The organism is Mesorhizobium sp. P2_F5 (assembly GCF_056403715.1).
This window is the reverse complement of the sequence record NZ_JBFUEY010000018.1, coordinates 1-12,431: the sequence shown is the minus strand read 5'-3', so window position 1 is coordinate 12,431 and position 12,431 is coordinate 1. Positions and strand designations below refer to the sequence as shown.

At 63.2% G+C, this 12,431-nt stretch carries 12 protein-coding genes; 6 read left to right on the top strand and 6 right to left on the bottom strand.

What is annotated here, in order from left to right; translation table 11 throughout:
• Positions 1–58: 58 nt before the first annotated feature.
• From AC1DYO_RS22145 to AC1DYO_RS22135, 3 genes are all read right to left on the bottom strand, one after another.
• Positions 59–1,630, bottom strand: a complete 1,572-nt coding sequence (locus AC1DYO_RS22145; protein WP_477266630.1) for a GMC family oxidoreductase — start codon at positions 1,628–1,630, stop codon at positions 59–61.
• Between the two features lie 49 nt (positions 1,631–1,679).
• Positions 1,680–2,210: a gluconate 2-dehydrogenase subunit 3 family protein gene (locus AC1DYO_RS22140; protein ID WP_181057144.1), complete on the bottom strand. Its 531-nt coding sequence runs from the start codon at positions 2,208–2,210 to the stop codon at positions 1,680–1,682.
• An 82-nt stretch (positions 2,211–2,292) separates the two neighbouring features.
• Positions 2,293–2,688 carry a VOC family protein gene (locus AC1DYO_RS22135; protein ID WP_477266629.1) on the bottom strand — a complete coding sequence of 132 codons (396 nt, stop codon included), beginning with the start codon at positions 2,686–2,688 and terminating at the stop codon, positions 2,293–2,295.
• A 221-nt stretch (positions 2,689–2,909) separates the two neighbouring features.
• On the opposite strand from AC1DYO_RS22135, the gene AC1DYO_RS22130 reads away from it, so the two are divergent.
• On the top strand, positions 2,910–3,212 hold the full coding sequence (locus tag AC1DYO_RS22130) for a ribbon-helix-helix domain-containing protein (RefSeq protein WP_181057146.1): 303 nt from the start codon (positions 2,910–2,912) through the stop codon (positions 3,210–3,212).
• Positions 3,213–3,215: 3 nt separating this feature from the next.
• Here the strand turns inward: AC1DYO_RS22130 and AC1DYO_RS22125 are convergent, their stop codons facing one another.
• Complete coding sequence (locus AC1DYO_RS22125; protein ID WP_477266628.1) at positions 3,216–3,926, bottom strand: purine-nucleoside phosphorylase; 711 nt, start codon at positions 3,924–3,926, stop codon at positions 3,216–3,218.
• 172 nt (positions 3,927–4,098) lie between these two features.
• Positions 4,099–6,672 (bottom strand): cell cycle histidine kinase CckA, encoded by a 2,574-nt coding sequence (gene cckA / locus AC1DYO_RS22120; protein ID WP_477266627.1) that lies wholly within the window; start codon positions 6,670–6,672, stop codon positions 4,099–4,101.
• 214 nt (positions 6,673–6,886) lie between these two features.
• On the opposite strand from cckA, the gene AC1DYO_RS22115 reads away from it, so the two are divergent.
• Complete coding sequence (locus tag AC1DYO_RS22115; RefSeq protein WP_477266626.1) at positions 6,887–7,600, top strand: hypothetical protein; 714 nt, start codon at positions 6,887–6,889, stop codon at positions 7,598–7,600.
• A 234-nt stretch (positions 7,601–7,834) separates the two neighbouring features.
• On the opposite strand, the gene dksA is transcribed toward AC1DYO_RS22115, so the two are convergent.
• A complete protein-coding gene (gene dksA / locus AC1DYO_RS22110; protein ID WP_181057150.1) occupies positions 7,835–8,251 on the bottom strand; it encodes an RNA polymerase-binding protein DksA in 417 nt (138 codons plus the stop codon).
• A gap of 263 nt (positions 8,252–8,514) precedes the next feature.
• On the opposite strand from dksA, the gene AC1DYO_RS22105 reads away from it, so the two are divergent.
• The 4 genes from AC1DYO_RS22105 to AC1DYO_RS22090 all read left to right on the top strand — a co-directional run bounded on the left by AC1DYO_RS22105 (position 8,515) and on the right by AC1DYO_RS22090 (position 12,275).
• Positions 8,515–9,018: a SixA phosphatase family protein gene (locus AC1DYO_RS22105; RefSeq protein WP_477266625.1), complete on the top strand. Its 504-nt coding sequence runs from the start codon at positions 8,515–8,517 to the stop codon at positions 9,016–9,018.
• Positions 9,019–9,104: 86 nt separating this feature from the next.
• On the top strand, positions 9,105–10,583 hold the full coding sequence (locus AC1DYO_RS22100; protein ID WP_477266624.1) for a YcjX family GTP-binding protein: 1,479 nt from the start codon (positions 9,105–9,107) through the stop codon (positions 10,581–10,583).
• Positions 10,580–11,644: a YcjF family protein gene (locus AC1DYO_RS22095; RefSeq protein WP_477266623.1), complete on the top strand. Its 1,065-nt coding sequence runs from the start codon at positions 10,580–10,582 to the stop codon at positions 11,642–11,644. The genes AC1DYO_RS22100 and AC1DYO_RS22095 overlap by 4 nt, the downstream gene beginning before the upstream one ends.
• 82 nt (positions 11,645–11,726) lie before the next feature.
• Entirely contained in the window at positions 11,727–12,275 is a 549-nt protein-coding gene (locus AC1DYO_RS22090; RefSeq protein ID WP_477266622.1) for a hypothetical protein, read from the top strand.
• Positions 12,276–12,431: the final 156 nt, after the last annotated feature.

Here is a 12,431-nt window from a genome sequence, read left to right as displayed (position 1 = left end):
AGGCGGAACGCGGCTTGCGCGCGTTCCGCCTTGTCCGGGAGGACGGTCTAGGGTCGGCTCAGATCGTCTTGGCCGACATTTGCGACGCGATGTATTCGGCCTGGCGGATCGCCAGCGACACGATCGTCAGCGTCGGGTTCTCCGCCGCCCCGGTGGTGAACTGGCTGCCGTCCGACACGAACAGGTTTTTGATGTCGTGCGCCTGGCCGTGTTTGTTGACGACGCCGTCTTCCGCCTTCTCGCTCATCCGGTTGGTGCCGAGATTGTGGGTCGAGGGATAGGGCGGTGTCGGGAAGGAGCGCGTTGCGCCGACCGCGTCGTAGAGCGCTGTGGCCTGCTTGTAGGCATGGTTGCGCATCGCCGTATCGTTGGGGTGATCATCGAAATGCACGTCGGCGATCGGCATGCCATGCGCGTCCTTCTCGTCCTTGTGCAGGGTAATCCGGTTTTCCGCGCGCGGCATGTCTTCGCCAACAATCCACAGGCCGGCCATGTGATCATAGTGGTCGAGCGCGGTGGTGAAGGAACGGCCCCAGCCGCCTGGATTGAGGAAGGCGGCCATGAAAGGCAGGCCGAGCGACAGCGTCTCGAACTCGTAGCCGCCGACAAAGCCGCGTGAGGGATCGTGCCGCGCCTCGTCGCGGATGATGCCAGCCATGGTCGTGCCGCGATACATGTGCACCGGCTTGTCAAAGATGGCATAGACCGAGCCGGTGGTGTGGCGCATGTAGTTCTTGCCCACCTGCCCCGACGAATTGGCGAGGCCGTGCGGGAATTTGGACGACTCCGAATTGAGCAACAGGCGCGGGCTTTCGATCGAGTTGCCGGCGACGGCGACGATGCGAGCCTTCTGCTCCTGCAGCTTGCCGTCCTTGTCGGCATAGACGACGCCGGTCACCTTGCCCGAGGCGTCATGGTTGATCTTGATCGCCATGGCATTCGGCCGGACCTCGAGATGACCTGTCGCCTCGCCCTTGGGGATTTCGGCATAGAGCGTCGACCATTTGGCGCCCCATTTGCAGCCCTGGAAGCAGAAACCGGTCTGCTGGCAGGAATTGCGGTCGTCGCGCTCGACCGAGTTGATGGCCATGTTGCCGGTATGGCATTCCTTGTAGCCGAGCTTGTCGGCGCCGGCCTTGAGGACCTTGAAGTTGTTGTTGCCGGGCAACCGCGGCCAGCCATTGGTGCCGGTGACACCCATCTTGGCTTCGGCCTTGGCGTAGTACGGCTCCATCTCGGCCAGAGTGACCGGCCAGTCCAGCAGATTGGCGCCTTCCAGCTTGCCGTAGGTCGAGAGCGTCTTGAACTCGTGCTCCTGGAAGCGCAGCGAGGCGCCGGCCCAGTGGGTGGTCGAGCCGCCGACCGATTTGACGATCCAGGCCGGCAAATTCGGGAAATCCTTCGACACCCGCCAGTCGCCGGAAGTCGTGCGCTTGTCCGTCCAGGCGAGTTGGCTGAAGGAGGCCCACTCGTCGTTGATGAAATCCTCGTATTCGTGGCGGGCGCCGGCCTCGAGGATGACGACATCGACGCCTTTCTGGGCGAGTTCGTTGCCGAGCGTGCCACCGCCGGCGCCGGACCCGATGATGACGACCACGCCGTCGTTGTTGAGATCAAATGAAGCTGCCATGGTTTCCTCCCATGAATTCCTGTTTGCGGGTTTCAGAACGACGGAGGGCTCAGAGCCACTCGATGTCGTCGAAACCGCGCGCGATGTAGCCGCCCTTGGAGTAGGATTCGCCCTCGTAGCCGAAGATCGGCCACACCTCCTGCTGGTTGTAGAGGCTGACGACGAGGCCGCCGCGGATGGACTGGAAGAACGGCGTCGCCTCGATCTGCTGCAGCACGGCGACGCGCTGCTCCTCCCAGCCAAGGCCGCGATAGCCGCCCTCACCCGACTTCTTGTCGAGGTCGGCAATGCCGTCTTCGATCATCGTCTTGTAGGCCGCGTCCTTGCCGGCCTGCTCGTCATGGCCTTTCACGGCAATGGCGTAGTATTTGTCCGGGACCTGATCGTGCGGATAGATGTCGCGCGCCATCTGGATCAGCGTCGCCATGGTTTCGGGCTTGAGCGCCGATGTCTCGAGACCCCAGGCATTTTCGGGGCTGATGACCGCGCTGCCTGAGATGACGAGCAGTGCACCGATGCCACCGCGTTTGAGAAGTTCACGACGTGAGAGCCCAGGCTTCGCGTCATAGATCGTGACCATTTTGTTCCTCCCTGCTTGCTATTTGCGCCCTAGAAGAGCGCCGTTGCTGGCGTCGCGTGGCTGAACGCGGCGGAATAATCCCCTACTGGAAGCGCCCTCCACGCTGCAGGACCTCGATCTTGTAGCCGTCGGGGTCCTCGATGAAGAAAAAGCGGGCGATCAGCGACCCATCGCGATTGAACTCGACGATTTTCTTGGGGTTGAGGCCGAGCGCGCCGATCCGGTCGTGCTCGCTGTCGAGATCGGCGACCGAGACCGCCATGTGGCCGTAACCGTCGCCAAGCCCATACGGCTCGGTGCGGCCCTTGTTCACGGTGAGTTCCAGCTCGAACCCGGTTTCGGCGTTGGCGAGGTAAATCAGCGTGAATGTCTCGAAATCCAGCCTGTCGGCGATATCGAGCCCGAATGCGTTTCTGTAGAAATCGACGGATCGGGCCTCCTCGAGGACCCGGATCATGGAATGGATCGCTTTCGCCAAATCAGTCTCCGTTGCTGCATGTTGGAGGCGATTATGGGCGGCGCGCGGGAAAGGTGGTGGCAGCCGGTTACCACGGCTAAATTTGCAATCCCTGCTATGCCTGCGCTTAGCGACCAAAGTCCGATTGCCGTTTGCGGCTTTCGGGCCGAAAATGGCCGGACAAATATACGCCTGAAGGCGCGACTCACTGCGCCCAAAACCAACAATATCGGGAGGTAGGAATGTGCAGGGTTTTTGCCGGGCAGGATCCGGAAGGCTACCGACAGATCAACCGGTCGATCCGCATCGACGGACACTCGACCAGCATCCAGCTTGAAGCGACATTCTGGGCGCTGCTTGACGAGATTGCCGACAGCCAGGGTCTGACGACGCCGAAATTCATCTCAAAACTCTATGACGAGGCGATCGAGATCAACGGCGCGATCCCGAACTTCGCCTCGATGCTGCGCACCACTTGCGCGCTTTATCTGCGCGGTCACCGGCCTGACATGGATGAGCTGACGCCGAAGCGCGAAGCCGCTTGAAGCTTATCCCTCGGCTGCCACCTCGAGCCCGAGCCGCACCATGTCGGTGAACAGCGCCTGGCGCTCGGAATAGGCAGTCTGTTCGTCGGTCACGATGTTGTCGACGACGGTCAGCAACGACAGCGCGCGTGCGCCGAAATGCGCCGCGATGCGGTAAAGCGCGCTGGTTTCCATGTCGACGGCGAGCGCGCCAAGCGCCTGTGCTTCAGCGAATCGAGAGCGCCCTTCCGGGTGATAGAATACATCGCTGCAGATGGTCAGCCCCGCCTGATGGCCGATGCCGAGTTGAGCGGCGCAGGCCAATGCGTGGGCGAACAGGCCCGGGTCCGGCCCGGCGGCGGCATCGTAGAGGCCGAAGACCTGGCCGCTTCGCTCGCTTTCGGCGCGCACCGACTGCGAGATCACGACCGAGCGCAGTGGCACGTCGGTCGTTAGGCCGCCACAGGTGCCGGTACGGATCAGCGTTTTGACGCCGTGGAAATCCAGGAGCTCATGCACATAGATCAGGAAGGACGGCACACCGATGCCGGTGGCCTGGATGCTGATGGGCCGGCCGCGATAGAGCCCAGTGAAGCCCAGCGCGCCCCTGCGGCGGTTGACGCAGCGGGGCGCCTCAAGAAACGTCTTTGCCATCCACTCGGCGCGCTGCGGATCGCCCGGCAACAGCACGGTTGCGGCGTAGTCACCCTTGGCTGCCTCGTTGTGCGGCGTCACGACATGCTCCCCAAAACCCGCCGCCCGTTTCGCCTGCAATCATGGCAGCGTCACGTCATTGCGCAAGCGGTGAATTAGGGAGGCCTAAAGCGCGTCGCTAGCGACGCACTTTAGGCTTTTGTTTTATGCATGTCGTTTTCTCAAAACCGGGGCCACTTTTGAGCGACATGCATCAGGATTCAAGCACGTCCTTGACGACAGTGGCCAGTTGTTTGAGTGAGAACGGCTTCGGCAGGAAGCCGAATTGCGCGTCGGGCGGCAGGTTCCGGGCGAATGCGTCTTCGGCATAGCCGGACACGAAGACAAACTTGATGTCGGGCTGGCGCTTGCGCAATTCGCCAAGCAGCGTCGGACCGTCCATTTCCGGCATCACCACGTCGGACACAACGATGTCGACCTTACCGCCGAGCGCTTCGAAGACTTCCAGCGCCTCGACGCCCGAGGACGCCTCGTGCACGGTGTAGCCACGGGAGGTCAACGCCCGCGAGCCACCCATGCGCACGGCGTCCTCGTCTTCAACTAGCAGCACCGTCGCGGAGCCCGACAAGTCCTTGGCAGTATCGGCAACTTTCACCGGGGCCGCCGGCGCTTCCCCGGCCTCACCCGGCTTCTTCACTTCCGCGATATGGCGCGGCAGGAAGATGCGGAACGTCGAGCCCTTGCCTACTTCGGAATCGCAGTAGATGAAGCCGCCGGTCTGCTTGATGATGCCGTAGACCATCGACAGGCCAAGGCCGGTGCCCTTGCCGACTTCCTTGGTGGTGAAGAAGGGTTCAAAAATCTTCTTCAGGACGTCCGGCGCGATGCCGGAGCCGGTGTCCTCGACCTCGACCACGACATAGTCGGCCGGGGTGAGTTCGCGGTAGGAAAAGCTCTTGCACTCTTCGGCGGTGACGTTTCGGGTGCGCACGGTGAGGTCGCCGCCGGCCGGCATGGCGTCGCGCGCATTGACCGCGAGATTGACCACCACCTGCTCGAACTGGCCGATGTCGACTTTGACCGGCCATAGATCGCGGCCATGGTCGACCTTCAGCTTGATGTCGTTGCCGACGAGACGGGCAAGCAGCATCCTGAGATCGGCAAGCACGTCGGTGAGATTCAGCACTTCCGGCCGCAACGTCTGCTTGCGCGAGAAGGCGAGCAGCTGCCGCACCAGCGAGGCCGCCCGGTTGGCATTCTGCTTGATGTTCATGATGTCGGGGAAGGACGGGTCCGACGGGCGGTGATTGGTCAGCAAAAGGTCCGACGCCATGATGATGGCGGTCAGCACATTGTTGAAGTCGTGGGCGATGCCGCCGGCGAGCTGGCCGACCGCCTGCATCTTCTGGCTTTGCGCCATCTGGCCCTCGAGCGCTTTCTGCTCCGTGGTGTCGACGGCATAGACGATGGCCGATTCTTCCGCCCCTTCGCTGCCGGTTCCGTCGGCGACCGCGTTGACGTAGAAGCGGATGTGGCGTTCCTCGTTGCCGGGCAGCAGCGTGTCGATCGGCTCGATGTCGGCCTGCCTGAGCCGCGCCTTCTCGAAGGCGGCGGCGAAAGCCGGGCGGTCGCGCTCGTGGATGACCGTATCCAGCCGCACGCGGCGATCGACGGCGTCGCGGTCGACGACGGAGGCAAACAGCGACAGGAACGGCGCGTTGGTGCGCAGGATGCGGCCGCTGGCGTCGACGCCGGCAATCGCCATCGGCGTCGAGTTGAAGAAGCGGGTGAAGCGCACTTCCGACGCCCGAAGGTCGGCGGATGCGTCCTCGCCCTGCGTGCGGTTGAGCACGATCGTGCGCGTCGGGCCGTTGGTCCCTTCGCGGCTGGCCGAGACACGGTGCATGAAGCGCACCGGCAGCGCCTCGCCGGTCGTCGTCGTCAGATCGAGATCGATGACCGCGTTGCGGGTGGTGCCGGGATCGGCTTTGACCGAGCGCACCAGCGCCATGCCGTCGCCGGCGACGATTTCCTGCAGCGTGACCGCGCCAGGCGTGAAGCTCGCCAGATCAATGCCCAGCCATTCGGCGAGCGTGGCGTTGATATAGGTGACACGGCCCTCCTGGTCGGCCGAGAAGAAACCGGCCGGCGCATGGTCGAGGTGATCGATGGCCTTTTGCAGGTCGAGGAAGAAACGCTCCTGCTCGGCCCGTTCCTGCGAGATATCGGCAAGTTGCCAGGCGAGCATGGGCAGGCGCTGGCCGGGAACGCTGAAGGTGCGGGCCCGCGCCCGGTACCAGCGTGCGCCTGGTTCGGCGCCGGGCCGGATCGACTGCGCCAGCCGGAATTCGCCGTCGCCGGCCTGGCCGTCGCGTAGACCCGAGGCCAGCCGGTATATGGTCACCGAAGCTTCGGGAACATCGGAAAGCAGGCCTTCGACCGTCTTCAGATCGGCTGCCGACGCAGCACCGGTCATCTCGGCATAGGCGCGGTTGGCGTAGACGACGCGGCCCTTGGTGTCGGTGACGATCAGGCCCTGCGACATCGAATCGACGAAGGCCTTCGACAGTTCATCTCCGGTCGAACGCGGCGCGATCTGCACGAAGCCGATGGCCGTGGCGAACAGGAAGCCGACGCCGATCATGGCAAGCACGCCCAGCATGCCGAGCAGGAAGGGATCGCCAAGCCGCTCGCGGAAAAGGCCGAAAACGACGGCGGCCCCGGTCAGAACGATGATGAAGACGATGAGCCGGGTAACCGCGCCCGGCCGCGTGTTCTGGTCGACGATCGGTACCGGATAGAAATCGCCGCGCGTTTCCCTGGCCATATGCCCCCTGCTCGTGAATTCCTGATATCCGACACCGCCCCAAGGTCGGTTGAATCACATTCTCCTAGTCCGGAAAAGGCCTCGGCGGCAAATGTCCGATAAAAATGACGTGCCGGTGTTTCAAGCTGTTCATGAAGCGTGAAAGGCAACTTGCGGTCGCCGGTCGCAACGGTCTAGTGTCGCGTCCACTTCAAAAGCAGATTTGGGGGCACCGATGCAGTGGCTGGATAGCGTGGCGGGTCCTGGATATGCCGCGGCGCTGCTGTGGACGTTTGCCGCCCTTGTCCTGCTGGTCATCGTGCTCGTCATCATCAGGCTGGTCCGCAACCTGACCTTCGGCACCTTCGTTGCCGGCGGCAGGAACCGCAAGACACGGCTGGCGGTCATGGACGCCACGGCGGTCGACAGCCACCGCCGGCTGGTGCTCATCCGTCGCGACGATATCGAACACCTGATTTTGATCGGCGGCCCTACCGACGTCGTTGTCGAGCGCGACATCCGGCTGGCAGCGCCACGCCGTCCGGCATTGACCGGTGATGGCGGCGGCGGCCAGCAGCAACAGGCGCCGCGTCCGCGCGCGGCACAGCCCGCTCCCGCCGCACCCGCAAGGCAGGCGCCACCGCCGCAACCGGTAAGGGCTGCTGCTCCGGCCGCCGCTCCGCCACGCCAGGCAGCACCGGCACCGAAACCGGCCCCAATCTACCAAGCGAGCAATGTGACACCGCTGCCGGCCTATGGCGCGGCCGCCAACACTGCCCGGCAGGCCCCGCCGCCACCGAAGCGCGAGTCCATCGACGACACGCTGATGCGGGAGCTCGAGGTTTCTCTCGACGATTCGCATGCCAGCAAGCCGGCGGCGAAACCGCCGCAGTCTCTCGACGACGAGATGACCAAGCTGCTCGGCGAACTCGCCAGCCAGAAGCGATAGCGGCAATCGAAATGGCCGATAGCCTAGAACGTTTCACCGTTTCACTGAAACGACGAACTGTCGTGTTTCTTTGATTTTGCACTGGCGAGATGATTTCGCGCCTGTTTGCTGGATCGGCATCCAATACAGAATCGAATTTGACATTCGTTCAGGGATGAGCGTTTGACACGAGACCAAAAACAAAAATGGCCGGGAAACCCGGCCATTTCTAAATTGCTGCCCTGCAGTTGCGGCTCAATCGTCGCGATAGACTTTCTCGCGGCGCTCGTGGCGCTCCTGCGCTTCGATCGACAAGGTTGCGATCGGGCGCGCGTCGAGACGCTTCAGCGCGATCGGCTCGCCGGTTTCCTCGCAATAGCCGTAAGTGCCTTCATCGATGCGCTGCAGCGCCGAGTCGATCTTTGAAATGAGCTTGCGCTGGCGGTCGCGGGCGCGAAGCTCGATGGCGCGGTCGGTTTCCGAAGAGGCCCGATCGGCGAGATCGGGATGGTTGGCGTTTTCCTGCTGCAGGATTTCGAGAGTTTCGCGCGCTTCGCGCAGTATGTCGTTCTTCCAGGTGACGAGCTTCAGGCGAAAGTAGGATTTCTGCCGTTCGTTCATGAACGGCTCGTCTTCGGAGGGTACGTAATTGGCGGTAACGATATCGTTCATTCGACTCACCCAACAACCCCAAATTTCGCGCCTATATATTCGCGCAAAGAAGGCTGCACAAGCGTAATCGGCGCGCGTTTCACGCAATTGTTAATGCCGTGGGGGCAAAGCCTTCCACAGCAAGGGCGCGGGCGAATTCGCACATGATTCGTTGCGCTTGGGCGCCGCCGCCCATTGTGCGCCAGGCCTTTCTCGTGGCTAATCCACCTTTCTCGTGGCTAATCCAATTGTGTCATTGATGGGCAGCACACCATGGGGGTCCGGTGAGCACACTGTATCTGTTGAGGCATGCAAAGGCTGGATGGGCCCTGCCCGGCGTGCGCGACTTCGACCGCCCGCTCGACGCATCCGGCATTGCCGATGCCGAAATGATGGGGACGGCCATGCGTGCCCGCAACTACATTCCCGATATCACGCTCTGCTCCAACGCCAAGCGGGCACGCCAGACGCTGGAGGGCATAGCCGGTCACACCGATACCGGCCGGGTGCTGTTTTTCGACACGCTCTACAGCGAGGATGCCGCCGGTTATCTCGCTATCATCCGCGGCAATGGCGGGCCGGGCTCGCTGCTGGTCATCGGCCACAATCCGATGACGGAAGACCTTGCGATGGCGGTTTCGGGCGACGGCGACGAGGCGGCGCGGGCCATCATGAACCATGGCTTCCCGACCTCAGGCCTCGCGGTCGTGCGCTTCAGCGGCAACCTTGCGGAAGCCGCGCAAGGTGGCGGCTATCTCGAAGCCTTCCTGACGCCCGCAGATCTCTGAGCAGAACCGGCCAGAACCCAGGCGCCATTTCAAACTTGAGCCGCAAAGCCTATATCGGGCGTAAGAGCACGCCTGAGAGACAGATTTTGGCATCATCGCTGACGACATTCACCGACGAAGCGAGAATTGCCCTGGATACACTGTCGGGGCGGGCAAGCGGGCTGTTTTCGCCATCGCTGCGGCTCGGCGTAACCGGCCTTTCCCGTGCCGGCAAGACGGTGTTCATCTCGGCTCTTGTCCACAATCTGATCCATGGCGGGCGGCTGCCGCTGTTCGAGGCGCAGAAATCTGGACGTATCGCGCGCGCCTTCCTCGAGGAACAGCCGGATGACGCGGTGCCGCGTTTTCAGTACGAGGATCACATCGCAGCTTTGGTCAACGACCGCATCTGGCCGGACTCGACGCGCGCCATCTCGGAACTCAGGCTCACCATCGAATACGAATCGGCGTCCGGCTGGAACCGCATGTTTTCCAGCGGGCGATTGTCGGTCGACATCGTCGACTACCCCGGCGAATGGCTGCTCGACCTGCCGCTGCTCGGCAAATCCTTCGCCGATTTCTCGCACGAAGCTTTCGAGATGGCGATGCTGCCGGTGCGGGCCGACCTGTCGCGGGACTGGCGGGCGCTGTCGGCGACGATCGACCCCAATGCCGACGCCGACGAGATGACGGCGCGCCGGCTGGCCGAGAGCTTTGCCGCCTATCTCAAGGCCTGCAAGCTCGACGAGCGGGCGCTGTCAACCTTGCCCCCCGGCCGTTTCCTGATGCCTGGCGACCTCGAGGGATCGCCAGCGCTGACTTTCGCGCCCCTGCTGCTCAACGGCGAACGGCGGCCACGCTCAGGCTCGCTGCAGGCGATGATGGAGCGCCGCTACGAGGCCTACAAGACACATGTGGTGAAGCCGTTCTTCCGCGAACACATCACCCGCCTCGACCGTCAGATCGTGCTGATCGACGCCATGCAGGCGCTGAATGCCGGCCCCGGCGCGATGGCCGATCTCGAACGCGCGGTAACCGAGATCCTGTCCTGTTTCCGTCCTGGCCGGGGCAATTTCCTCACCGACCTGTTTTCACGCCGTATAGACCGCATTCTGGTCGCCGCGACCAAGGCCGACCATCTGCATCACGAAAGCCATGACCGGCTGCAGGCGATCGTGCGGCGGCTTGCCGACCGCGCCGTGGCGCGGGCGAATTTTACCGGCGCCGATGTCGACGTGGTCGCCATGGCGGCGGTGCGCGCGACGCGCGAAGGCACGGTCAAGCAGGGCCGGGAAACGCTGCCGGTGATCATCGGTACGCCGCTGAAGGGCGAGAAGATCAACAGCGAAACTTTCGATGGAAAAACCGAAACCGCTATATTTCCCGGGGACTTGCCGGAGAACATTGACACGGTTTTCGATGTTTCCGAAGCCGATCACCGGCAGAGCAGCGACGACCCGGCGATCCGTTTCGTGCGCTTTCGTCCGCCAAAGCTCGAACGCACCGCCGAAGGCGTCACGCTGTCGCTGCCGCATATCAGGCTCGACCGCGCCTTGCAGTTCCTGATCGGAGACCATCTGGCATGACCGCGCCCCGCAGACCGGCAGCTTTCCGCATCGAACCGGAGGCCGAACCGAAGCAGGCCCGCAGCCATGCCGAGCCGCCGCCTGCGCGCAAGCCGCGCGCCGTCGTCGTGCCGGCAGAGATCGACGTCTTCGAAGAACCCGACATCATTGCTGCCGAACCGCCGCCCGCGACCGCGCCGCGCAAGCGCTCGCTGTTTGCCAGCCTGTTTTTCGGCGCGGTCGGCGTGCTGGTTTCGCTGGCCGTCGGCTTATGGACTGACCAGCTCATCCGCGATCTGTTCGAGCGCGCAGAGTGGCTGGGCTGGCTGGCGGCCGCAATGGCGGGGATCGCCGTGCTGGCGCTCGTGGTGGTGCTGGTGCGCGAATTCCTGGCTATTGCCCGGTTGGCCGAGGTCGAAAAACTGCAGAAGCGGGCTCTCGATGCCGTGGCGCGAGACGATCCGAAGGCTGCAAGGGCCGTCGTCGACGAGCTCTCGGCCTTTGTCGCAGCGAAGCCCGAAACCGCGGCAGGCAGGCGCTCGCTCAGCCAATTGCGCGGCGAAATCATCGATGGCGGCAATCTGGTGCGGCTGGCCGAAACCGAGATTCTCGGGCCGCTCGACGCCAGGGCAAAGGTGATGATTCTTGAAGCGGCCAAGCGCGTGTCGCTGGTCACCGCCGTCAGCCCCCGCGCACTCGTAGATGTTGCCTATGTCGTGTTCGAGGCCGGACGTCTGATCCGCCGCCTGTCCGAGCTCTATGGCGGTCGGCCGGGCACGCTCGGCTTCTTCCGGTTGGCGCGCAGCGTTCTCGCCCATCTGGCGGTGACAGGCTCGATCGCCGTCGGCGACAGCTTTGTCCAGCAGATCGTCGGCCATGGCCTTGCCGCGCGGCTTTCAGCGAAACTCGGCGAGGGCGTTGTCAACGGCATGATGACGGCGCGCATCGGCATCGCTGCCATGGAGACGGCGCGGCCGCTGCCCTTCATTGCCGCCAGGCGGCCGGGCATGGGCGATTTCCTGTCGGCGCTGACTTCGTTTGCGACCAAAAAAGAGAGTGAAACACCCGCCTCGGCCAAGTGAACGTCCTCTCGCGGTCACCAAGCATTAACCAATCTTCTTCATGGTCGTCCAACAACAGCCTCCTTGTTGCCGGGTGTCGTCTATGAAAAGCGTAATCTTGTCCTGCGTCCTGCCCCTGGTCGCGCTTACAGCACCTCTGGGCCTGGCCGGGAAAGCCTCTGCAGCCGAACCCGACAAGCAGTTTTTCCGCACCGTCGAAGGCAAATGGGTCGGCCCGGGCGAGATCGTCGCCGGCAAGTACAAGGGCACGAAATTCACCTGCAGCTTCGACGGCTCGACGCCTGACAACAAGATGGGCATGTCGCTCGATGGCGGCTGCCGGGTCGGCGTCTTCACCCAGAAAATGTCGGCGACCGTCGAGCGCAAGGGACGCGACTACAAGGGCAACTTCATGGGCGGCGCCGCGGGTTCGGGCCTCGACATCATCGGCGGCAATGTCGTGGATCCCCGCAAAGTGGTCTTCACCATTAACCGCAACCAGTTGCGCGGCGTCATGCAGGCCCGCATCCCCGACGACAATTCGATGACGGTGACCATCGCCGTGCGCGTCGACCAGCAATTGGTGCCGGTCATCGGCATGAGCCTCAAGCGCGTCGATGCCGTCGAAGTCGGCTCCATCGCGAAGAACTGAAGACCGGTCCTAAAGCGTGTCGCGATTTAAGGGATTCAGGATTCCCCTTGATTTGAGTTCGTGATTCATTGCGGTTGAAAGGAGACCGCGATGGGCAAGCCGCTACCGCTTGAGTTGCGTCGGCGTGTTGTTGCGTATGTCGATGAGGGACATGGT